The sequence below is a fragment of the Dactylosporangium sucinum genome (genome assembly GCF_014647515.1).
In the GTDB taxonomy this organism is placed as follows: Bacteria; Actinomycetota; Actinomycetes; order Mycobacteriales; family Micromonosporaceae; genus Dactylosporangium; species Dactylosporangium sucinum.
Map to the genome: position 1 here is coordinate 41244 of NZ_BMPI01000031.1, position 21244 is coordinate 62487.

Consider the following 21244-nt stretch of genomic DNA (forward strand, 5'->3'; position numbering starts at 1 on the left):
CACCACGACGCCGAGTCTCTAACGAACGCTTCCTCACCGCAACGGCTGACGAACGTCACCCGGCCGTCCGATGACAGACGGGCTACGAGCGGTCAGCGTAGTCGATCACACGGGAGGACGGCCTGCCAGCCGATCTCCGGCCATTGCGCGATGTGGACGGTTACCCAGGTCAATCCGGGCGCAGCGCGGCATTCCGCCCGGGCCGCGGCGACCGTCGGCCCCCACTCCGGGATGCCGTCGCGCGGGCCGGGGACCCGCAGGTTCGCCGCGAAAACCACGCTCAGGAGTGTCGCGAACACGACAAGTGGCGTTCTGCCGGTTTCTGCGCCTGTCGGCAACAGCAGGCAGACGGCGGCGGCGATGTTCGGCAGGGCGACGAGGACGAGGTACCGGTCCTCCGGCCCGCCGTGCGCGGCGAGCTGGACGGCGCCGGCGAGGGCGGCGAAGCCGGCCAGGGTCGCGGCCAGCCCCCACTCGGCGCGGGTCCGGCGCGACACCGCCAGCGCGACGATCACCGCCGGGATCACCAGGCCGAGGGCGACGAGCGCGGTGTGCGCGGCGGCGTCCTCGTACGGCGGGGCCAGCCAGGCCTGCCCGAGCAACGAGCGCGGCACGCCCCACCGCAGGTAGGTCTCGGCCACCGAGACGGGGTTCGTGTCCGGCCGCTCCCCCAGCGAGCGCTCGCTGGCGCCGGTGAGCAGCGGCACGACCTGCAGCGCCGCCCCCGGCAGCAGGGCGAGCGCCGGCACCAGCCGGGCGCGGTCCCGCCGGGCGGCGAGCCGCAGCACGGCGACCGGCAGGAGGAGCACGCCCAGCATCGAGTTGAGCACGGCGAGGGCCGGCACCGCCGCGGCGACCACCCGCGCGACGCGGCCGCCGGGCTCCCGCAGCAGCATCCAGAGGCCGCAGTACACCAGGGGGAACTGCAGTTGTGCGAGCGTGTTGGGTTCGAAGCCGATCGGTACCGCGGCGCTCGCCCCGACGACCACGGCGGCGGCGCGCGGCAGGCGGCTGCGGGCGGCGGCGTACACGCCGAGCGCCAGCAGCGCGGTGAGCACCGCGTCGACGACCGCGTTGAGCGCCGCCGCCCACGCCAGCGGGAAGAGCGCGACGACGGCCCAGCAGGCGCGCGCGACGACGTGGAAATACCCGTTGAAGGGCGTGACGATCGCCTCGTACCACGGGAGCGTCACCGCGTCGGTGAGGAAGTTCTGCCCGTCCTCGGCCCAGATCGAGTCGACGGCGGCCGGCGTGCGCGTCCGCCACAGCCCGACCACCGCCGCGCCCACGACGGCCAGCACCGGGGCCGCCCACCGCCGTCGGGGAGCACGAGCTGGAGCTGAGGGCCGCATCTCCTCGATCGCCGGCCGGGTCGTCACTGCCACGCAGAGAACAACGAGCGCCCCGCCACGGTCGTGGCGGGGCGCTCGGCAGCAGGCGGAACTACAGGCGGCCTTCCTTGACCGCCTCGGTCACCCACGGGATGACCTCGTCGAGCATCTCGTCCAGCGACGTGGTCGCCTCGTAGCCGAGGATCTCCTTGGCCTTCGAGACGTCCGGGACGCGCTTCTGGACGTCGTACTCGTACGGGTCGTCGGACACGACGCTGAACGGCACGTCCGGGCCCTTGATCTTGCGCCAGATCACCTCGGCGAGCTCGAGCACGTTGGTCGACTCGGCCGTGGAGATGTTGAAGTCCTCGTTGAAGGCCTTCTCGTGCTCCATCGCCGCGATGATGCCCTTGGCGAGGTCGCCGCCGTAGGTGTAGTGGCGGACCTGCTCGCCGGAGCCCAGGATGTGCAGCGGGTCCTGGCCCTTGACGATCTTCTGCACCAGGTCGGGCACCACGTGCGACATCGCCAGCTTGACGTTGCCGGAGAGCACCTCGACCTCGCCCAGCGCGCGGCCCTCGCCGACGCCGACGCAGTTGAACGGCCGGACGATCGTGTAGGGCAGCTTGTACTGGTCCCAGGCCGCCTTCGCGTAGTACTCGACGGCGAGCTTCTGGAAGCCGTACGACGACAGCGGCGGCGCGACCTTGCGCTCGTCGCCCTCCTTCGACGGCCAGTGCGTGGTCGACTCGAACACCATCGAGGACGACAGGTACGTCATCTTCTTCAGCGTGCCCGCCTGGTGCGCCTTGATCGCCGCGTCGCAGGACGAGGCCATGATCCGCTCGTTGGTGGCGAGCAGGTCGTAGGCGTAGGCGTGGAAGTACGAGATGCCGCCGATCATCGCCGCGCCGGCGATGAAGTGGTCGCAGCCGTCCAGCAGTTCGGAGACGAGGTCGACGTCGCGCGCGTCGCCCTCGACGAAGCGGTAGTCGGGGTGGGAGTCGTAGCTGCGGGTGACCGGACCGTACTTCGAGTAGTTGTCCAGGCCGACCACCTGGTAGCCGCGGGACAGCAGCTCCTCGACGACGTATCCACCGATGAAGCCGGCCGAGCCGGTGACCAGGACCTTTGCCACAAACGCTCCTTCTAGCTCTGGACTGTCTGATTCTCGGACAAGTTGGCGCGTGCCGTCTGGGCGTCCGACCGGGCCGCCGACGACGCGGGCCGCTTGGCCAGCTGCTCCATCGTGAGGCGCCGGCCGAAGGCGAAGCGGAACCACTTCAGGTAGCTGGGCATGAACCGGCCGATGTCGAACCGCGACTCGCCGAGCTGGCGGTCGAGCCAGATCGTCGGGATCTCGGCGACCGGCAGGTGCAGCCGGGTCGCCTTCGCGGTCAGCTCGATGCCGATCTCGAAGCCGGTCTTCGACTCGATGCCGACCTGCCGGACGAAGCTCGTGGAGTAGGCCTTGAAGCTGTTCGTCGCGTCGCGCGTGCCGACGCGGGCGAACATGTGCAGCGTGCGGCCGGCGGTGCGGGACAGCAGCCGCTTGAAGCGCGGGCCGCCGACCTGCTGACCGCCCGGCATGTACCGCGAGGCCGCGGCGACCACGACGCCGCGGTCGACGAGCCGGGCCAGGTCCTCGATCTGGCGCGGGTCGTCGGACCCGTCCGCCATCGTGACCACCGCGACGGGAGCCCGGGCGACGTCGATGCCGAACCGGATCGCGTTGGCCGGGCCACGGCCGTAGGTGTTGAGGACCGGGCGGACCCGCGGGTCGCGGGCCTGCACCTCCAGCGCGAACGGGACGGTCGTGTCCTCGGGCATGTCGTGCACCACGAGGACCTCGGCGGGCATCATGACCGCGCGCAGGATGCGCTCCAGGCACGGGACGATCGCGTCGCCCTCGTTGTACACCGGAATGACCACAGAAATCTGCGGCGTCAAGGTCATGCCGCCTCCGCTTCGCTCCGTCGGCACGCCTTCACACTGAGCCCATGATGAGCGGCCCCTCCGCTGCGCTCCGGACCCGCCACGCGACCTCCGCTTCGCTCCGGACCGCTCATATGCGCACGCCCTTGTTGGTCACACCCCACATGTCCGCGACCGGGATGTCGGTCTGCAGGTCACGGTACTCCGGGTGCGGGGCGGCGACGATGAGCAGGTCGGCCCGCTGGAGCACCTCGTCGAGCGGGACAAACCGGTCGTCCTTCACGTACGGGTCGGTGCAGAGCGTCTCCTTGGCCCGCAGCATGACGACCTTGCGCAGCTTGTAGGCCAGGGACTCGCGGATGTCGTCGCTGCCGCCCTTGAACGCCATGCCCAGGATGCCGACCGTCAGCTCCGACAGGTCGAAGCGCTCCTGCAGCTTCGACACCACGTAGAGCGGCAGGCCCTCGTTGATGAGCATCGCACTGTGGCCGAGCACGAAGTTGTTGTTGTTGAACGCCGCGAGCTGCATCGTGTCCTTGAGCAGGCACGGGCCGGCGGCGAAACCGGCGCCGGGCATGTCGGCGGCGCGCGGATACTCGAACCGGATCGCGTGGCGGATCCGCTCGAAGTCGAGGCCGAAGTCGTTGGACATCATCCAGAACTGGTTGGCGGCCGCGAACTTGATGTATCGCCAGGTGTTGGTGAACAGCTTGGCGAGCTCCGCCTCCTCCGGCTCCAGCACGACGATCTGGCTGGCCAGGTTGCGGAACAGCTTCTCGGCGCGCTGGGTCGCCTCGGGGGTGCGGGCGGCGACGATCTGCGGCAGCTCGAACAGCTCGGTCATGGCCTTGCCCTCGGCGATGCGCTCCGGGCAGAACGCGACGTCGGCGTTGACCCCGAGCCGCTTGAGCAGCTTCTCGGTCAGCGCGGTGACGCCCGGGTGCACGGTGCTGCGCAGGACGATGAGCTGGCCGTCGCGCAGGAAGTCCGCGCAGCGCTCGATCGCCGCCGGCACCGCCGCGATGTTCGGGTTGAGGTGCTCGTCGACCGGTGTGCCCACGATCACGACGAGGTGCTCGGCCGTCGCGACGCTGGCCGGGTCGGTGGTCGCCTTGAGGCGGCCCTCCGCGACCGAGCTGGCGAGCGGCGCCGCCGCGCCCTCCTCGTCGAAGGGCAGCCGGCCCTCGTTGACCACGGCGACCGCGGCCGCGTTGATGTCGTACAGCGTCACCTGCAGTCCGCGGGAGGCGAGGGCGATGCCCAGGGGCAGCCCCACCCGGCCGCACCCGCCGATCACCACGACGTCGGTGGTGAACCCCGCCGATGCACTCACTTCTGACACGCGCTGCCCCTCCAGGAAGCCGAGATTCGATACCGGCGCTTGGCGCGGGCCGAGCCTGCAATCGGGTCACGCCGCAGGGTGCACGGCGGAAGTACGGCTCGGCGCCGTGACGGTACCACTTTCGCGACTCGGCGATCGGACGCGGACGAAGGCCAACGGTCCGATATCTGACCCGGAGCGACGGCGGCCACCCACGTTGAAGTGGCCGCCGTCGATCCTTCGATCAGGCCCCGCGGAGGGCCGCGCCGTGCCGTTCGGCGGCCAGCGCGACCGCGGCGTCACGGGCCGCGAGCGTCTCCTCACCGGTGAGCGTCCGGTCGGGCGCCCGGAACGTGAGCTTGTAGGCGAGCGACTTGCGACCCTCGCCGAGCTGCGCTCCGGCGTAGACGTCGAACAACCGCACCGATTCCAGCAGCGGACCGGCCCCTTCGGCGAGGGTCGCCTCGACGTCGGCGGCCGGGGTGGCCGCATCGACGTCGAGCGCGACGTCGATGAGCGCGGTCGGGAACGACGACAGCCGCGGCGCGGGCCACGCACCCGGGATCGGCAGCAGGTCGAGGTCGAGCTCCATTGCGACGGTGCGCCGCGGCAGGTCCAGATCGGCACAGACGGCCGGGTGGAGTTCACCCGCGTGGCCCACCACCGTGTCACCCACCAGGAGGGCGGCGCATCGCCCGGGATGCCAGGGCGCCTCGGCCGCCGGGCGGACGGTCAGCTCGACCCCGGCGGCATCGGCGGCGATGCGCGCGGCCTCGACCGCGTCGGCCCAGTCGGCCGGGCGGCCGGCGCCCCACCAGCCGGCGGGCTGGGCGTCGCCGGCGAGCACCGCGGCGACGTGCCACGGCTGGTGCGGCAGCAGCTCGTCGGCGGCGGCCAGCTCCGCGGCCGGCGGCGGTCCGTCGACCCCGGCGGCCGGCGCGACCGCGATCGGCCCGCGGGGCAGGAACACCATGCCGACCTCGAACAGCGCGACGTCGCGCTGGCCGCGGCCGAGGTTGCGGCGCAGGGCGGCGAGCAGCGGCGGCAGCAGCGTGGTGCGCAGGCCGGGCTCCTCGTCGGAGAGCGGGTTGCGCAGCAGCACCAGGTCGCGGCGCGGGTCGCCGTCGGGGACGCGCATCGCGTCGAGGGTCGCCTGCCCCACGAACGGGTAGTTCAGCGCCTCGACGAACCCGGCGTCGGCGATCGCCCGCCCGACGGTGCGGCGGCGGCGCTGCGTCGCGCTGAGCCCGGCGCCGGGCGGCGCGATCGGCAGCTCGCTCGGGATCCGGTCGTAGCCGTCGAGCCGCAGCACCTCCTCGACCAGGTCGGCCGGGTCGTTGAGGTCGTGCCGCCAGCTCGGCGGGGTGACGGTGACGGTGTCGCCGGTGACCTCGGCCTGGGTGCCGATCATGGCGAGGACCTCGAGCACCCGCTCCGGCGTGTAGTCGATGCCGGCCAGCGCCGACGGGCGCGACAGCGGCATCGTGACCGGCGCCGGCGGCTGCACCGCGTAGACGTCGGTGACCCTCGGCTCGATCGTCCCGCCGCCGTACTCGGCCAGCAGCCGCGCGGCGCGCGCGCAGGCAGCGGCGGTGATCTGCGGGTCGACGCCGCGCTCGTACCGCTTGCCGGCCTCGCTCGGCAGCTTGTGCCGGCGGATCGTGCGCGCGACCGACAGCGGGTCCCAGTGGGCCGCCTCCAGCAGCACGTCGACGGTCGCCGGCGACACCTCGGTCGTGGTGCCGCCCATGACGGCGGCGAGCGACACGACGCCGGTGTCGTCGGCGATGACGATGTCCTGCGGGTCGAGGGTCCGCTGCACGCCGTCGAGCGTGGTGAGCTTCTCCCCCGCCGCCGCGCGGCGCACCACGAGCGGGCCGGTGAGCTGCGCGAGGTCCCAGGCGTGCATCGGCTGGCCCAGCTCGACCATCACGTAGTTGGTGATGTCGACCGGCAGCGAGATGGACCGGATGCCGGCCACCGTGAGCCGGTCCTTCATCCACTTCGGCGTCGCCGCGGCCGGGTCGACGCCGCGCACGGCGACGGCGGTGAACCGGTCGCAGGCGATGCTGTCGCGGACGTCGATGCGGTACGCCTCGGTGCCGTCGCCCTCCAGCGGGAGGATCGCCGCGACCGGGTCGCGGTAGGCGCCGCCGAGCGAGTGCGACAGCTCCCGCGCGATGCCGCGCACGGAGAAGCAGTACCCGCGGTCGGGCGTGACATTGATCTCGACCACGACGTCGTCGAGCCCGACGAGCGGCCGGGCCTCGTCGCCGGGCTTCGCCGAGTCGGCGGCCAGCACGATGATGCCGTCGTGGTCGTCGGAGACGCCCAGCTCGCGGCCGGAGCAGATCATGCCGTTGGAGACGTGGCCGTAGGTCTTGCGGGCCGAGATCGCGAACCCGCCGGGCAGCACGGCGCCGGGCCGGGCGACCACGACGAGGTCGCCCTCGGCGAAGTTGCGGGCGCCGCAGATGATGCCCTGGGGCTGGTCCTCGCCGACGTCGACCAGGCAGTACCGGATGGGCTTCTTGAGGCCGGTCAGCTCCTCGATCGACTCGACCCGGCCGACGACGAGCGGCCCCTCGACGGCCGCGCCGGTGTCGGTCATCTCCTCGACCTCGAGGCCGACCTTCACCAGGGCCTTCTCCAGCCCGTCGGCGTCGAGGCCGGCCGGCAGGTCGACGTGCTCGCGCAGCCAGGACAGCGTTACGCGCACCTCAGGCCTCCCATCCGAACGCCCGCGCGTACCGCACGTCGCCCTCCACCATGTCGCGCATGTCGCTCGCCTCGTTGCGGAACATCAGGGTGCGCTCGATCCCCATGCCGAACGCGAAGCCGGAGTACTCCTCCGGGTCGATGCCGCAGGCGCGCAGCACTCGCGGGTTGACCATGCCGCAGCCGCCCCACTCGACCCAGCGCGGGCCGTCGCGGTGCTGCGGGAACCACAGGTCCATCTCGGCGCCCGGCTCGACGAACGGGAAGTACGACGGGCGCAGCCGGGTCTTCGCCTCGGGGCCGAACATCATCCGGGCGAAGTGGTCGAGGGTGCCCTTGAGATGCGCCATCGTGATGCCCTTGTCGACGACCAGGCCCTCGACCTGGTGGAAGACGGGGGTGTGGGTGGCGTCGAGCTCGTCCGTGCGGTACACCCGGCCGGGGCAGACGATGTAAATCGGGGGCTTGCGGGTCGTCATCGTGCGCGCCTGCACCGGCGAGGTGTGGGTGCGCAGGACGATCCGGGAGTCCTCCTCGACCCCGGCGGCGGCGACGAAGAACGTGTCCATCATCGAGCGCGCCGGGTGGTCGGGGTGCATGTTGAGGGCGTCGAAGTTGTACCACTCCCACTCGACCTCGGGGCCCTCGGCGATCTCGTACCCCATGCCGACGAACAGGTCGCCGACCCGCTCCATGATCTTCGTCAGCGGGTGCAGGGCGCCGCGGGGCCGGCGGTCGACCGGCAGCGTGACGTCGACGGCCTCCTCGACCAGGACCCGCTCCTCGCGCTCGGCGGTGAGGGTGGCGAGGCGCGCGTCGTAGGCGGCCTGCACGGCGACGCGGGCCACGTTGACCCGCTTGCCGGCATCAGCCTTGGCGGCCGGCGGCAGGCTGCCGATCTCGCGGCGCGCCAGGGAGACCGGGGCGCGGTCGCCCAGGTGCTGGTGCTTCAGCGCGGCGAGCGCGTCGAGGTCGCCCGCTCCCGCGAACGCCTTCTCGGCCGCGGCGACGGCGTCGTCGAGTGCGCCCTGGTCCAGCAGCGCGGCCTGTTTCGGATCGTACGGATCATTGCGGTACGTCATCAGACTCTTCCCACGCGAGATTGGCCTCGGACAGTGTAGTGAGGTCCGCCCGCCGGATCGTGGGAGGCGTCAGGAGGCGTGCGAGAGCGCCTGTCGCCCACCGTCACCGGCGGGCCGCATAAACAGGACGCTCACGGATCTACTCCCTCATCGCTTTCGCGGAACTGTACAAGCATACCGCCGCGGCCGCAGCCAGATTGAGGCTCTCGGCGCCGCCCAGCAGGGGCACCCGGACGCGGGCGTCGGCACGCGCCTTGGCGTCCTCGGGCAGGCCGTGTGCCTCGGAGCCGAACAGCCAGGCGGTCGGCGCGCCGAGCGTCCCCGTATCGAAAAGGTCGAACAGGTCCACCGGCCCGTAGCCGTCGGCGGCGAGCACCCGCAGGCCCGCGGCGCGCAGCGCGTCGACGGTCGTCGCGGTGTCGCGGGCGCGGACGACGTCGACGTGGAACAGGCTGCCGGCGGAGGCGCGGACGGCCTTGCCGTTGTACGGGTCGACGCTGTCGCCGGCGAAGACCACGGCGGACGCGCCGGCGGCGTCGGCGGTGCGCAGGACGGTGCCGGCGTTGCCGGGGTCGCGGATCTCGACGCACACGGCGACGAGGCGGGGCGCGCGGGCCAGGGCCTCGGCGAGCGGCACGTCGCGCTGCCGGCAGACGGCGACCATGCCCTGCGGGTTCACCGTCTCGGTGAGCGCCTCCAGGGCGGCGTCGTCGACGAGGCTCGCGTCGCGGGTCAGCTCGGGATGGCGCTCGTGCGCGTCGGCGGTGCAGAACAGCTCGGCGACGACGCCCGCGCGGAGCGCCTCGCGGACCGCCTGCGGACCCTCGGCCAGGAACCGGCCGGTCTCGTCGCGGTCGCGGCGGCGCTGCAGGCGCCGGGCAGCGACAACCCGGGGGGTCCGCGTGGTGAAGACCGCCCCGGGTTGCCGGATCACGTCAGGCCGCGGCAACGGCCGTCTTCGCCACCTGGACCAGGCCGCTGAACGCCTTGGCGTCGCTCACCGCGAGCTCGGCGAGGATCTTGCGGTCGACCTCGACGCCGGCGAGGCGCAGGCCCTGGATGAGCCGGTTGTAGGTCAGGCCGTTGGCGCGGGCCGCCGCGTTGATCCGGGTGATCCACAGCTGGCGGAAGTCGCCCTTGCGGTCACGGCGGTCGCGGTAGGCGTACTGCATCGAGTGCAGCACCTGCTCCTTGGCCTTGCGGTACAGCCGGGAGCGCTGGCCCCGGTAGCCGCTGGCGGTCTCCAGGACGGTGCGGCGCTTCTTCTGGGCGTTCACTGCCCGCTTCACGCGTGCCACGGTTCGTACTCCTCATGCGAGACCGGCCCGGGGAGATGGGCCGGCCGGAAAGAAACGGTCAAAGTCGGGGGGTTTGTGGCGCAGCGGGTCAGAGGCCGAGCAGCTTCTTGATCTTCCGGGTCTCGGTGCCGGCGAGCTCGACGTTGCCGCTCAGGCGGCGGGTGCGCTTGGTGGGCTTGACCTCGAGCAGGTGGCGCTTGCCGGCCGGCTCGGCGAGGAACTTGCCCTTGCCCGTGATCTTCACGCGCTTCTTCATCCCGGAGTGCGGCTTGAACTTCGGCATGCTGGTGTTGCCCTTCATGAGGTGCGCCGGCACCCTGATCTTGCCGTGGTCAGGGTGCCGTGACGCGCCGGCGCGCAGCCGAGAACCCCGCGTGGTGCAGGTCCCGCCCGCACGACGCGGTTGGTTGATATGTGTCGGTGCTGGTTATGCCTGGTCTGCGGTGACGACCTCGGGCACGGCGGCTGGTTCACCCTCCGAGCCCGCGCCGCCGTCCGCCTTGGTCTCGCGGGACTGGGTCGCCGCGGCCTTCACGTTGCGGTGCGGTGCCAAGACCATGATCATGTTGCGGCCGTCCTGCTTGGGCGCGGCCTCGACGAAGCCCAGCTCCTGGATCTCCTCCGAGAGCTTGCGCAGCAGCCGGAACCCCAGCTCCGGGCGGCTCTGCTCGCGGCCACGGAACATGATCGTTACCTTGACCTTGTCGCCCGCCTTCAGGAACCGCACCACGTGACCCTTCTTGGTCTCGTAGTCGTGCGGGTCGATCTTCGGGCGGAGCTTCATCTCCTTGATGACGGTCTGCTGCTGGTTACGCCGGGCTTCCCGGGCCTTGAGCGCGCTCTCGTACTTGAACTTGCCGAAGTCCATGAGCTTGCAAACGGGCGGGCGTGCCATGGGCGCAACTTCGACCAGGTCCAGGTCCACGTCGGCGGCCAGCTGCAGAGCGCGCTCCAGGGGGACGATGCCCACCTGCTCACCCTCCGGGCCGACCAGCCGGACCTCACGTGCCCGGATCTGCTCGTTGACGCGTGGCTCGACGCTGATGTGGCCTCCTCGATCGGTGTTTCAACTCCGGTGGTCGACGCTGGACCCAAACGCTGGGCCTCCAAAACGGAAAGGCCCCGCCGCGCTTGTGCGCATGCGAGGTCCCATTCGACCGACGCCAGCCCGGCGGGCCGTGACGGTCAGACCGGACCCGGCCGCCTTGCGCCGCACGGGTGGGAGCCTGGTGCGCTCCGCTTCGAACATCCCACCCGGAGGCAGGATGCGGTCGACGCCGACTACTCTACCACGCCCGCCGCGCGGCTCGCGGTGTGCGCGGTGTGCAGGGCCCGCAGGCGGCGGGCGGCCTGCACCGCATACTCCTTGTCGGCCATCTGCACCGCCATGACCGCGACCCGCTCGTCGTCCTCGAGGTCGAGGGTGAGCCACGGGGTGCCCCGGCCGAACGTGACGGCGCGGACCACGTCCCACGGCAGGTCGTAGGACCCGACGATGTTGCGCACCCGCACGCCCTGCTCGTCGGCGACGACCCGCGGCCGGGTCATCAGCAGGATGCCGGCGGCGGCGCACAGGCCCAGGCCGATCATCGCGGCCTGGTCGCCGCGCTGGAAGTAACCCGGGCCGTCGCCGGTCTTGCCGTGCAGGCCGAACGCGATGAGGGTGAAGACCACGACGACGACCGCCGCCAGGACGTAGGCGATGACGCGGGCCCGCTGCGGGCGTGCGGAGACGGTGCTGCTCACGGGTTCGAGTGTGCCACTACAGCCGGCACGCGTGGATGTCGGTCACCAGGATGGCGCGCGCGCCCACGTCGTACAGCTCGTCCATGATCCGGTGCATCTCCTCGCGCAGCACCATGGCCTGCACCGCGACCCATCCCTCGCGGTGCAGCGGGGAGATGGTCGGCGACTCGATGCCGGGGGTCAGCGCGACGGCGGCGTCGAGCGAGTCGGCCCGCACGTCGTAGGCGAGCATCACGTAGCGGCGGGCCACCAGGACGCCCTGCAGGCGGCGCAGGAGCTGCTTGAACCCGGCGTTCCCGGTGTCCGAGCCGGCCCGGCGGATGAGCACCGCCGACGAGCGCAGGATCGGCTCGCCGAGCGTCTCCAGGCCGGCCTGGCGCAGCGTGGCGCCGGTCTCGACGACGTCGGCGATCACGTCGGCGACGCCCAGCCGGATGGCGTTCTCGACCGCGCCGTCCAGGCGGATCACCTCGGCGGTGACGCCGTGCTCGGCGAGGTACCGCTGCATCACGCCCGGATAGGCGGTGGCCACCCGCAGGCCGGCCAGGTCGCCGGGCTCGGACCCCTTCAGCGAGCCCGGCACCGCGGCGAAGCGGAACGTGGCCTTGCCGAAGCCGAGGTCGAGCAGCTCCTCGGCGTCGCTCTCGGCGTCGATGAGCAGGTCCCGGCCGGTGATGCCGAGGTCGAGGTCGCCCGAGCCGACGTAGGTGGCGATGTCGCGGGGGCGCAGGTAGAAGAACTCGACGTCGTTGGCGACGTCACGGCAGAGCAGGTCCTTGGGGTCGCTGCGCTGGCGGTAGCCGGCCTCCTGCAGCATCTGGGCGGCGGGGCCGGAGAGGGTTCCTTTGTTGGGGACGGCGATGCGCAGCATGGCGCGGGCTCCTTTGTGCGTCGTTGGGGGAAGGCGGGTGTCCGACTAGAGATGTCGGTACACGTCCTCCAGCGACAGCCCGGTGGCCAGCATCAGGCACTGCACCTGGTAGAGCAGCTGGGACAGCTCCTCGGCGGTGCGCTCCGGCCCCTCGTGCTCGGCCGCCATCCAGCTCTCGGCGGCCTCCTCGACGACCTTCTTGCCGATGAAATGGACGCCCTTCTCCAGCGCCGCGACGGTGCCGGATCCCGGGGTGCCCGCCTCGGCCTTGGCGGCCAGCTCGGCGAACAGCTCGTCGAAGGTCTTCACGGGCACGAATTGTCGCAGGCTCCGGCCCCGGCACGGAATCCATATCTCGACAGGCGTGTCGTGCCTCACGCCACCGCGCTGCACGCCGCCGCTGCACGCCGCCGCTTCACCCCACCGTGAACTCGTGGTCGTCGACGGCCTGCACACTGCTGTCCTGCATCGAGACGTACCACGACTCCACCGTGTAGCGACCGGGCGGCAGCGTCACCGGCACCCGCGCCTCGCCGAGCGCCGGCGCGCCCGCACTCAGCTGGACGGTCCGCTCGAACACGACCTTCCCCCCGGCGCCGCGGATCCGCAGCTGGACGGTGCCCTCGTGGACCACGCCCGCGAGGTACACCGTGAAACTCCGGCCGGCCTGCTGGTCCTGCTGCGGGTCGATCACCCAGACGGGGCCCTGGACCTCGGTCATCGGCGCCTGGCGCAGCGGGCCGCCCGCGTCGACGCTCCCCCACAGCTTCGCCACGGGAGCGCCGTCGACCACGAGACGGATCGCGTCGGCCTTCTTGATCGAGGTGTACGTGCTGGCGGCGGCCACCGTGTACACCAACTGCTGCACGGCGAGGGCCCGGGCGCCGTCGCGCGCGTCGGCGCCGACGTCCCCGAGGTCGACCGTCACGGCCTTGCCGTCGATCGACACGCCACGGACCGTGATGCCCGGGGGCCAGGCCGTGCCGTAGTCCGGGTCGCGCGCCTCGCCCGTCAGCGACTCGCGGACGGCGGCGGCGATGCGGTCGGCGTCGGTGTCGGCGGTCAGCGGGACGGCGTGGAACTCGCGGTACAGCATCCCGTTGCGGATGAAGTAGACCGGCAGCTGCACGCTCGCCGGCGACGGGGCCGCCGACGCGCTCGGCGGCGCCGGCGACGGGGTGACGCGGCTCGCGGTGGCGGCCGGCTGGGGGTCGGGCTCCGGCCCGCGCTCCGGCGCGAACACGACCACGGCGGCCGCCACGGCGGCGGCCACCGCGCCGGCGGCGCCGATCATCGCCCAGCCGCTGCGGCGCCGCCCGGCGGTGCGCATCCGGATCCGGGCCAGCGCGTCGGGCGCCGGCTCGACCTCGACCGCGCGGGCCCGCAGCGCGTCGCGCAGCCGGTCCTCGGGCGTCTCGCCTGGTCTCATGGCGCGTGCTCCAGAATCTCCCGCAGGGCCGCCATGCCCCGCGCGGCGTGGCTCTTGACCGCGCCGCGGCTGACCCCCATCGCGTCGGCGATCTCGGCCTCGGACAGCTCCGCGTAATACCGCAGCACGATCGCCTCCCGCTGCCGGGCCGGCAGGCGCCGCACCGCCTCCAGGATCTCCCGGTGCCGCAGCAGGCTCAGCGCGCCGGTCTCGGCGCTGGCGACGGTCCGCTCGTCCGCGCTGCTGCGGGCGACATACCGGTCGGCGACCCCCCGTTTGCGCAGCGCCGACCGGGCGCCGTTGACCACGCTGGTGCGCAGGTAGGCGAGCGCCTTGTCCGCGTCGCGCAGCCGCCACCAGTGCCGGTGCAGCGCCACATACGCATCCTGGACCACGTCCTCGGCGAGCGGCTCCTCGTGCAGCAGCAGCACCGCGAGGCGGACCAGGCCGCGGTAGTGGGCGGAGAACAGCATGGTGACGGCCTCGTCCGCGCTCCACGGCTCCTCCAGGGCGGCCTCACCCACCATGGGCCTACCGTCCCACGCCGCCGCCCCGGCATTCGCCATCACGCCCCACTGACGCACGAACGTGCCCGTCGGTTTACCTGATCGGCGCCGCGGATAATCTGTCGATCGTGGATGTGGATTACACCGACGAAGAGTGGGGCCTCCTCGTAGGCCTGCCGCAGTCCGTGCTCATCGCCGCCTCCCAGGCGGAGGCCGACGGCAGCCGGCGCACCCGCGAGGAGTGGACGGTCGGCATGACGGCGATCGCCGACGGCCGCGGCTCGGCGTCGTCGCTGGTACAGTCGGTGGCCGCCGAGGTGGTCGCCCGCCAGGGCAACGTCGAGGAGGGCGAGGAGCCCCCGATCATCGAGTTCCCGGACCGCGACGCGGGCATCACCGACGTGATCAGCCGCGCGGGCCAGGCCCACGAGCTGCTGGTCGCCAAGGCCGACCCGGAGGACGCCGAGGCGTACCGCTTCTGGCTGATCACCGTCACGGACGCGGTCGTCAGCGCCACCCGCACCGGCGGCGTGCTGGGGCTGGGCGGCGAGCAGGTGACGCCGGCCGAGCGCTCGTTCCGCGACTCCCTGGCCACGGCTCTGGCGGTCTGACCCGCCCCTCCCCCGCTGTCTCGGGCCGCGCCGTGCTCACCGGCGGCGCGGCCGCGCCTGCCCGCACGGTGCTGGCCCGCGCTGCGCCCGCCCGAACGGACGTCACTCACCGCACCACACTCACCGCGACTCACCGCGCCGCGCGCACCTCCACGCCGCGCGCACCTCCACGATCTTGGAGTTGGGTCCCGGATTTGTCGGAAATTTCCGCATAAAGCGGGAACCACAACTCCAAGATCGCGGCCGGGCAGGCAAGCGCGGCCGGACACGGGGCCGCCGCCGGACACGCGAGTGCCGCCAGGCGAGCGTGGCCGGCGCGGGCCCGGGCGGCGCGGGCCCGGGCGGGCACGCTGCGCTCCCTGGACCCGGACGCCGGGGCGCGCGGCGGGCCGAGCGCAGCCCTCAGGACTTGGCGACCAGCCGCAGCGCGTGAGCCGCGTCCAGCGCGGCCAGCGTCGCCGCGTAGCCCTTGTCCTCCGACGAGCCCGGCAGGCCGGACCGGTCGCGGGCCTGGTCGTAGTTGTCCACGGTCAGCACGCCGTGGGCGACCGGGGTCGACTCGTCCAGCGCGACCCGCGTCAGCCCGTCGGTGACCGACTGGCAGACGTAGTCGAAGTGGGCCGTGTCGCCCCGGATCACCACGCCGAGCGCCACCACGGCGTCGAAGCGGTGGGCCAGGGCCTGGGCCAGCACCGGGAGCTCGACCGCGCCGTCGACGCGGGCCACCGTGATGTGGTCGACGTTCGACGCCTCGCCGGCCTCGATCGCCCGGTTGAGCATGTGGTCGACGAGCTCGCCGTGCCAGCGGGTGGCGACGATGCCCAGGGTCAGTCCGGTGCCGTCCACGCGCTGCAGGACGGGCGCTCCACTACCAGCCATCTTACGCAAGTCCTTCCGCGACCTCGTCGAGCTCGTCGAGCAGGTGACCCATCCGGTCCCGCTTGGTGCGCAGGTACCGCACGTTCTCCGGGTGCGGCCGGGTCGGCAGGGGCACGCGACCCAGCACGGACAGACCGTACCCTTCCAGGCCCGCGCGCTTGGCCGGGTTGTTCGTCAACAGGCGCATCGTCTTGATGCCGAGGTCGACCAGGATCTGGGCGCCGGTGCCGTAGTCGCGGGCGTCGGCGGGCAGGCCCAGGTCGAGGTTGGCGTCGACCGTGTCGCGGCCGAGGTCCTGCAGCTGGTACGCCTGCAGCTTGTGGATCAGGCCGATGCCGCGCCCCTCGTGGCCGCGCATGTAGAGCACGACGCCCCGGCCCTCCGCGGCGACCATCTGCATCGAGGCCTGCAGCTGCGGGCCGCAGTCGCAGCGCACCGACGTGAACACGTCGCCGGTGAGGCACTCCGAGTGGACCCGGACCAGCACGTCCTCGCCGTCGCCGAGGTCGCCGTAGACGAGGGCGATGTGCTCGCCGTTGTCGAACATCGTGGTGTACCCGACCGCGCGGAACACGCCGTGCTCGGTCGGCAGCCGGGTCTCGGCGACCCGCTCGATCTGCTGCTCGGTGTGCCGGCGGAACGCGATGAGGTCGGCGATGCTGACCAGCGCGAGGTCGTGCTCCTGCGCGAAGCGGCGCAGGTCGGGCAGCCGCATCATGGTGCCGTCGTCGTTGACCATCTCGCACAGCACGCCCGCGGAGCGCAGGCCGGCCATGCTCGCCAGGTCGACGGCGGCCTCGGTGTGGCCGGCGCGGCGCAGCACGCCGCCGGCCTTCGCGCGCAGCGGCACGACGTGGCCGGGGCGGGAGAGGTCGGTCGGGGCGGTGTCGGGCGAGGAGAGCAGCCGGATGGTGTGCGCGCGGTCGGCGGCGGAGATGCCGGTCGAGACGCCGAACCGGGCGTCGACGGTCACCGTGTAGGCGGTGCCGCGGCGGTCCTGGTTCGTGCGGTACATCGGGGGCAGGTCGAGGCGGTCCGCCTCCTCCTCGGTGATCGGGACGCAGATGTACCCCGACGTGTACCGCACCATGAACGCCACCAGCTCGGGCGTCGCGAACTCGGCGGCGAAGATGAGGTCGCCCTCGTTCTCGCGGTCCTCGTCGTCGACGACGATGACGGCCTTGCCGGCGGCGATGTCCTTGATCGCCCGCTCGATCGGGTCCAGGCCCGTGACGGGGTCGCTCATGACCGCACCGCCCCGAGGAGCTTCTCCACGTACTTCGCCATGATGTCGACCTCCAGGTTGACCCGCTCGCCGACGCCCCGGGCGCCGAGCGTGGTGAGCTTGAGCGTGGTCGGGATGAGCCCGACCGAGAACGTGTCCGCGGTGACGGCGGTGACCGTGAGCGAGATGCCGTCCACGGTGATCGAGCCCTTCTCCACGACGTACCGCGCCAGCTGCTCCGGCAGCGCGAACGTCACCGTCTCCCACTGGTCGCCGGCCTCGCGGGCGAGTACCTCGCCGACCCCGTCGACGTGGCCCTGGACGATGTGCCCGCCGAGCCGGGTGGCGACGGTGGCGGCCCGCTCCAGGTTGACCGCCGAGCCCACGCGCAGCGACCCGAGGGTGGAGCGCTTGAGCGACTCGCCCATCACGTCGGCGGTGAAGACGCCGTCGGCGTTGTCGACCACGGTCAGACACACGCCGTTGACGGCGATCGAGTCGCCGTGGGCGGCGTCCGAGGTGACGGTGGCGCCGCGGATCGCCAGCCGCGCCGAGTCGCCCAGCTCGTCGATCGAGACGACCGTCCCGAGCTCTTCGATGATGCCCGTGAACACTGGTCACACACCTTTCACAGTTGCCGTCAGGCGGACGTCGGGCCCGATCCTGGCGAGGTCGACAACGTCGAACGTCAATGCTTCGCTGATCGTGGAGATTCCCGCGGCGCCGAGCGCGGCCGGCCCGGCGCCGAGCAGCTTCGGGGCCAGGTAGGCGACCACCCGGTCGACCAGGCCCTCGGCGAGGAAGGCCCCGGCGAGGGTGGGGCCGCCCTCCAGGAGCGCGGTGCGCACGCCCCTGCGGTACAACTCGTGCAGCATCGGTTGCAGCGCCACCCGGCCGCCCTCCCCGGTCACGACCCAGGTCGGGGCGCTGTCGTCGAGGACCTTGGATCCCCCGGGTGTACTGCGGGAGCCTTCGACGACCACGCGGAGCGGGCGCGCCCGCCGGTCCGGCAGCCGGACCGTGAGCTGCGGATCGTCGGCCAGCACCGTGCCGCCGCCGGCGATGATCGCGTCGACGCCGGCCCGCAGCCGGTGCACGTCCTCCCGGGCCTCCGGCGAGGTGATCCACTTGCTGGTGCCGTCGGCGGCGGCGGAGCGCCCGTCGAGCGTGGCCGCGAACTTCCAGATGACGTAAGGAGTGCCGCGGGTCACCGCGGTCAGCCAGCCGGCCATCGCGTCCCGGGCCTCGTCCGGCAGGACCGTGCCGATCTCCACCGCCAGCCCGGCCGCGCGGAGCGCCTCCACGCCGCCCGCCGCGACCGGGTTGGGGTCGCGGACACCGGCCACGACCCGGGTCACCCCGGCGCGGATGAGCGCCTGGGTGCAGGGGCCGGTGCGGCCGGTGTGGTTGCAGGGCTCCAGCGTGACGTATGCGGTCGCGCCCCGGGCCCGCTCGCCGGCCTGCTCCAGGGCCCGAACCTCGGCGTGCGGCCCGCCGGCCGGGGCCGTGCGCCCCTCGCCGACGACCGTGCCGTCGGGGGCGGCGATGACGGCGCCCACGTTGGGGTTGGGGCTGGTCTCGCCGAGGCTCAGGCGCGCCAGCTCCACGGCTCGGCGCATGAGCTCCTGGTCGTCCATCGCCAACTCCCGCGCGGTCAAGGTCACGCGTGGGGAGGCTGATGGGGACACAACGGCGGCAGGGGGTGACGGGTCACGCGCGGACGCGCGGACCGTCCCCTGCTTCCGCGCGCTGAACTCCCATCCGGACTTTCACCGTCGGCCCTGGACTCACACCAGGTCCACCGGCCGATGGCTTCGGCCGGGTCGCGGGCTTCCGGCCTCTCGGCCGGTCACCGCCGGTTCGGAATTGCACCGAGCCCCGCCAGCGCGTGGTGGGTACGTAACCCGAGTCTGCCACACGAATGCGGTCCTTACCGCCGTCCCGGGCGAGGGACATGCGTCACAGACCCGCTCAGAGCCCGACCACGCCCCGCCGGTCCACGGCGACGTAGTTGCCGTGGTGCTTCTTGGCGACCGACTTCATCTCGGTGGCGACGGAGATGACGTCGCGCGGGTCGCTGAGCGGCCCGCCCATCGACGGGGTGCCGATCGCCACGCCGATCGACAGCGTCACCAGGTTGGCCTGCTGGACCTCGCCGTTGCGCTGGACGACCTCGATGTAGCCGCGCTCGGCGTCGATCGGGTCGTAGAGGGCGTCGGCGGCGTTCTGGAACTCCAGGATCGCCTTGGTGGTGAGGTCCTTGAGCTGCTCGGGGGCGCAGACGACGAGGAAGTCGTCGCCGCCGATGTGGCCGAGGAACGCCGGCGGCAGGCCCACCTCGACCACGGCCCGGTGCAGCGCCCGGGCCAGGGAGGTGATGAACTCGTCGCCGCGGGCGAACCCGTAGACGTCGTTGACCGGCTTGAACCGGTCGATGTCGACGTGCGAGACGGCGAAGTCGATGCCGGTCCGGGCCCGGTCGGTGATCTCGCGCAGGATGCGGCTGTTGCCGGGCAGCCCGGTGAGCGGGGACACCTCGCGGTTCTCCTGGTTGCGCCGCAGCGTCGAGCGGACCCGGGCGATCAGCTCCATGGTGTCGAACGGCTTGACCAGGTAGTCGTCGGCCCCGGCCTGCAGCCCGATCACCTTGTCGGCGGTCTGCCCGCGGGCGGTGAGCAGGATGATCGGCATCGGCGCGGTCATCGGGTCGGCCCGCAGCCGGCGGGTCAGCTCCAGGCCGTCGAGCTGCGGCATCATCCAGTCGACCACGGCCAGGGCCGGCTGGCGCCGGGCGATCATGTCGAGCGCGGTCTCGCCGTCGTGGGCGAGCAGCACCTCGAAGCCCTCCAGGTCGAGGTTGACCTTGATGAAGCGGGCGATGTCGACGTCGTCGTCGACCACGAGGATGACGTCCGGCTCGCCCACATCTATCCCGTCTGTGCGCTGGCCGCTGCGGCCGTGGCGCGGAGCTTGCGCACCGCGGCGGCCGGGTCGTCGGCGCCGTAGACCGCGGTGCCCGCCACGAACGTGTCGGCACCCGCCTCGGCGCAGGCCGCGATGGTATCTTCGGCCACCCCGCCGTCGACTTCAATGCGCAGTTCCAGGTGGCCGGCGTCGGCATGGCGCCGGGCGGCGCGGACCTTGTCGAGCAGGTGCGGCAGGAACCGCTGGCCGCCGAAGCCCGCCTTGATCGTCATGATCAGCAGCAGGTCGAAGTGGGGCAGCAGGTCGAGGTACCCCTCCACCGGCGTGTCCCGGTCGATCGCCAGCCCGGCCCGGCTGCCGGCCGAGCGCAGGTCCTTCGCGATCGCGACCGGGTCGGCGGCCGCCTCGGCGTGGAACGTGACGTTGTACGCCCCCGCCTCCGCGTACTCCGTCGCCCAGCGCGCCGGGTCGGCGATCATGAGATGGCAGTCGAACGGCAGCGTGGTGGCCTTGCGCAGGCTCTGCACCACGGGCAGCCCGATCGTGAGGTTGGGGACGAAGTGGTAGTCCATGACGTCGACGTGCAGCCAGTCGGCCGCACCCTCCACGATCCGCGCCTCGTCAGCCAGACGGGCGAAATCCGCGGCGAGAATCGACGGCGCGATCAGCACGTTCTCCTGCACCCGCTCACTGTACTGTGCGCCGGCGGTCACCCAACTGCGACAATGGCCGGCATGGATGTCGTGGACGTGATCATCGCCGACCATGTGCGGTTCGAGAACCTGCTGCGCCGGCTCCGCGCCCGTGACATCGACCTGGACGCCCTCCGCGCCCGCCGCCGCGCGGACCGGGCGGAGCTGGCCGGCCTGCTGGTGGCGCACGCGCTGGCCGAGGAGTCCGAGGTGTACCCGAAGCTGCGCGAGCTCTTCGGCGGCGACGGCCACGTGGAGCACGGCGAGGACGAGCACGTCGACGGCCACCGCAAGCTGCTGGCCCTCCTGGACGTCGCGGACGTGACGGCGAAGGACTTCGACCGGGCGCTGGGCAAGCTGGCCAACTCCCTGACCCACCACCTGGACGAGGAGGAGCGCACGCTGCTCAACGACGCCCGCCTGAACCTGGACGCCGACACGCGGGCGTCGCTGGGCGCGGCCTGGCTGGCCGAGCGTGACCGCCTGATCGCCACGGGTTGCGGCTCGCGCGACGCCGTGGCCGCCCTCCTCCCCGACTGACCCGCGCCGCGGGACGGCATCGCGCCCACGGCCGCCGCCGCGCTCATGATCGTGGGAACCATTCGGCTGCCGGCGCAACCAGATCGTTCCCACGATCATGGAGCCGGGCCGGCCGGCGCCCGGGCGGCGCGGGGC

The 21244-nt window shown here is 72.4% G+C and carries 23 protein-coding genes and 1 riboswitch; of the genes, 2 read left to right on the forward strand and 21 right to left on the reverse strand.

The window, feature by feature from the left end; genetic code table 11:
* Positions 1–92: 92 nt before the first annotated feature.
* From IEZ31_RS28875 to IEZ31_RS28945, 15 genes are all read right to left on the reverse strand, one after another.
* Positions 93–1301 (reverse strand): hypothetical protein, encoded by a 1209-nt coding sequence (locus IEZ31_RS28875; RefSeq protein WP_190253154.1) that lies wholly within the window; start codon positions 1299–1301, stop codon positions 93–95.
* 142 nt (positions 1302–1443) lie between these two features.
* On the reverse strand, positions 1444–2469 hold the full coding sequence (locus IEZ31_RS28880) for an NAD-dependent epimerase/dehydratase family protein (RefSeq protein WP_190253155.1): 1026 nt from the start codon (positions 2467–2469) through the stop codon (positions 1444–1446).
* A gap of 11 nt (positions 2470–2480) precedes the next feature.
* The gene (locus tag IEZ31_RS28885) at positions 2481–3287 is read right to left on the reverse strand and encodes a glycosyltransferase family 2 protein (RefSeq protein WP_190253156.1); all 807 of its coding nucleotides are present in this window, start codon (positions 3285–3287) and stop codon (positions 2481–2483) included.
* A gap of 109 nt (positions 3288–3396) precedes the next feature.
* Positions 3397–4599 carry a nucleotide sugar dehydrogenase gene (locus IEZ31_RS28890; RefSeq protein WP_229835939.1) on the reverse strand — a complete coding sequence of 401 codons (1203 nt, stop codon included), beginning with the start codon at positions 4597–4599 and terminating at the stop codon, positions 3397–3399.
* Positions 4600–4831: 232 nt separating this feature from the next.
* On the reverse strand, positions 4832–7306 hold the full coding sequence (gene pheT, locus IEZ31_RS28895; RefSeq protein ID WP_190253157.1) for a phenylalanine--tRNA ligase subunit beta: 2475 nt from the start codon (positions 7304–7306) through the stop codon (positions 4832–4834).
* Between the two features lies 1 nt (position 7307).
* On the reverse strand, positions 7308–8387 hold the full coding sequence (pheS, locus tag IEZ31_RS28900) for a phenylalanine--tRNA ligase subunit alpha (RefSeq protein ID WP_190253158.1): 1080 nt from the start codon (positions 8385–8387) through the stop codon (positions 7308–7310).
* A 139-nt stretch (positions 8388–8526) separates the two neighbouring features.
* Positions 8527–9321, reverse strand: a complete 795-nt coding sequence (locus IEZ31_RS28905) for a TrmH family RNA methyltransferase (protein ID WP_229835940.1) — start codon at positions 9319–9321, stop codon at positions 8527–8529.
* A gap of 1 nt (position 9322) precedes the next feature.
* Positions 9323–9685, reverse strand: a complete 363-nt coding sequence (gene rplT, locus IEZ31_RS28910; RefSeq protein WP_033356865.1) for a 50S ribosomal protein L20 — start codon at positions 9683–9685, stop codon at positions 9323–9325.
* 88 nt (positions 9686–9773) lie between these two features.
* On the reverse strand, positions 9774–9968 hold the full coding sequence (rpmI, locus tag IEZ31_RS28915) for a 50S ribosomal protein L35 (protein WP_190253217.1): 195 nt from the start codon (positions 9966–9968) through the stop codon (positions 9774–9776).
* Between the two features lie 144 nt (positions 9969–10112).
* A complete protein-coding gene (infC, locus tag IEZ31_RS28920; protein WP_190253218.1) occupies positions 10113–10730 on the reverse strand; it encodes a translation initiation factor IF-3 in 618 nt (205 codons plus the stop codon).
* A gap of 236 nt (positions 10731–10966) precedes the next feature.
* Positions 10967–11431 carry a PH domain-containing protein gene (locus IEZ31_RS28925; protein ID WP_190253160.1) on the reverse strand — a complete coding sequence of 155 codons (465 nt, stop codon included), beginning with the start codon at positions 11429–11431 and terminating at the stop codon, positions 10967–10969.
* Positions 11432–11447: 16 nt separating this feature from the next.
* Positions 11448–12302: an ATP phosphoribosyltransferase gene (hisG, locus tag IEZ31_RS28930; protein WP_190253161.1), complete on the reverse strand. Its 855-nt coding sequence runs from the start codon at positions 12300–12302 to the stop codon at positions 11448–11450.
* Between the two features lie 45 nt (positions 12303–12347).
* The gene (locus IEZ31_RS28935) at positions 12348–12611 is read right to left on the reverse strand and encodes a phosphoribosyl-ATP diphosphatase (RefSeq protein ID WP_190253162.1); all 264 of its coding nucleotides are present in this window, start codon (positions 12609–12611) and stop codon (positions 12348–12350) included.
* A 106-nt stretch (positions 12612–12717) separates the two neighbouring features.
* Positions 12718–13731, reverse strand: a complete 1014-nt coding sequence (locus tag IEZ31_RS28940; protein ID WP_190253163.1) for a GerMN domain-containing protein — start codon at positions 13729–13731, stop codon at positions 12718–12720.
* The gene (locus IEZ31_RS28945; RefSeq protein WP_190253164.1) at positions 13728–14258 is read right to left on the reverse strand and encodes a SigE family RNA polymerase sigma factor; all 531 of its coding nucleotides are present in this window, start codon (positions 14256–14258) and stop codon (positions 13728–13730) included. Before IEZ31_RS28945 ends, IEZ31_RS28940 begins: the two co-directional genes overlap by 4 nt.
* A 107-nt stretch (positions 14259–14365) precedes the next feature.
* Here IEZ31_RS28945 and IEZ31_RS28950 point away from each other — a divergent pair, with 107 nt between their 5' ends.
* Positions 14366–14848: a hypothetical protein gene (locus IEZ31_RS28950; protein ID WP_229835942.1), complete on the forward strand. Its 483-nt coding sequence runs from the start codon at positions 14366–14368 to the stop codon at positions 14846–14848.
* Between the two features lie 402 nt (positions 14849–15250).
* Here the strand turns inward: IEZ31_RS28950 and ribH are convergent, their stop codons facing one another.
* The 6 genes from ribH to rpe all read right to left on the reverse strand — a co-directional run bounded on the left by ribH (position 15251) and on the right by rpe (position 20560).
* Positions 15251–15727 carry a 6,7-dimethyl-8-ribityllumazine synthase gene (gene ribH / locus IEZ31_RS28955; RefSeq protein ID WP_190253165.1) on the reverse strand — a complete coding sequence of 159 codons (477 nt, stop codon included), beginning with the start codon at positions 15725–15727 and terminating at the stop codon, positions 15251–15253.
* Between the two features lies 1 nt (position 15728).
* Entirely contained in the window at positions 15729–16973 is a 1245-nt protein-coding gene (locus tag IEZ31_RS28960; protein ID WP_190253166.1) for a bifunctional 3,4-dihydroxy-2-butanone-4-phosphate synthase/GTP cyclohydrolase II, read from the reverse strand.
* On the reverse strand, positions 16970–17566 hold the full coding sequence (locus IEZ31_RS28965) for a riboflavin synthase (protein ID WP_190253167.1): 597 nt from the start codon (positions 17564–17566) through the stop codon (positions 16970–16972). The genes IEZ31_RS28960 and IEZ31_RS28965 overlap by 4 nt, the downstream gene beginning before the upstream one ends.
* 3 nt (positions 17567–17569) lie before the next feature.
* The gene (gene ribD / locus IEZ31_RS28970) at positions 17570–18589 is read right to left on the reverse strand and encodes a bifunctional diaminohydroxyphosphoribosylaminopyrimidine deaminase/5-amino-6-(5-phosphoribosylamino)uracil reductase RibD (RefSeq protein ID WP_190253220.1); all 1020 of its coding nucleotides are present in this window, start codon (positions 18587–18589) and stop codon (positions 17570–17572) included.
* Positions 18590–18696: 107 nt separating this feature from the next.
* A riboswitch (FMN riboswitch) is annotated at positions 18697–18842 on the reverse strand.
* 81 nt (positions 18843–18923) lie between these two features.
* Positions 18924–19883: a GGDEF domain-containing response regulator gene (locus IEZ31_RS28975; RefSeq protein WP_190253221.1), complete on the reverse strand. Its 960-nt coding sequence runs from the start codon at positions 19881–19883 to the stop codon at positions 18924–18926.
* Positions 19880–20560, reverse strand: a complete 681-nt coding sequence (gene rpe, locus IEZ31_RS28980) for a ribulose-phosphate 3-epimerase (RefSeq protein WP_229835943.1) — start codon at positions 20558–20560, stop codon at positions 19880–19882. The genes IEZ31_RS28975 and rpe overlap by 4 nt, the downstream gene beginning before the upstream one ends.
* A gap of 51 nt (positions 20561–20611) precedes the next feature.
* Here rpe and IEZ31_RS28985 point away from each other — a divergent pair, with 51 nt between their 5' ends.
* Positions 20612–21109, forward strand: a complete 498-nt coding sequence (locus tag IEZ31_RS28985; protein WP_229835944.1) for a hemerythrin domain-containing protein — start codon at positions 20612–20614, stop codon at positions 21107–21109.
* Positions 21110–21244: the final 135 nt, after the last annotated feature.

Excerpts from the sequence above, each read along its gene's own strand:
- IEZ31_RS28885 (WP_190253156.1), bottom strand. The coding sequence starts at position 3,287 with ATGACCTTGACGCCGCAGATTTCTGTGGTCATTCCGGTGTACAACGAG.
- pheS (WP_190253158.1), bottom strand. The coding sequence starts at position 8,387 with ATGACGTACCGCAATGATCCGTACGATCCGAAACAGGCCGCGCTGCTG.
- rpmI (WP_190253217.1), bottom strand. The coding sequence starts at position 9,968 with ATGCCGAAGTTCAAGCCGCACTCCGGGATGAAGAAGCGCGTGAAGATC.
- hisG (WP_190253161.1), bottom strand. The coding sequence starts at position 12,302 with ATGCTGCGCATCGCCGTCCCCAACAAAGGAACCCTCTCCGGCCCCGCC.
- IEZ31_RS28940 (WP_190253163.1), bottom strand. The coding sequence starts at position 13,731 with ATGAGACCAGGCGAGACGCCCGAGGACCGGCTGCGCGACGCGCTGCGG.
- IEZ31_RS28945 (WP_190253164.1), bottom strand. The coding sequence starts at position 14,258 with ATGGTGGGTGAGGCCGCCCTGGAGGAGCCGTGGAGCGCGGACGAGGCC.
- ribH (WP_190253165.1), bottom strand. The coding sequence starts at position 15,727 with ATGGCTGGTAGTGGAGCGCCCGTCCTGCAGCGCGTGGACGGCACCGGA.
- IEZ31_RS28960 (WP_190253166.1), bottom strand. The coding sequence starts at position 16,973 with ATGAGCGACCCCGTCACGGGCCTGGACCCGATCGAGCGGGCGATCAAG.
- ribD (WP_190253220.1), bottom strand. The coding sequence starts at position 18,589 with ATGGACGACCAGGAGCTCATGCGCCGAGCCGTGGAGCTGGCGCGCCTG.
- IEZ31_RS28985 (WP_229835944.1), top strand. The coding sequence starts at position 20,612 with ATGGATGTCGTGGACGTGATCATCGCCGACCATGTGCGGTTCGAGAAC.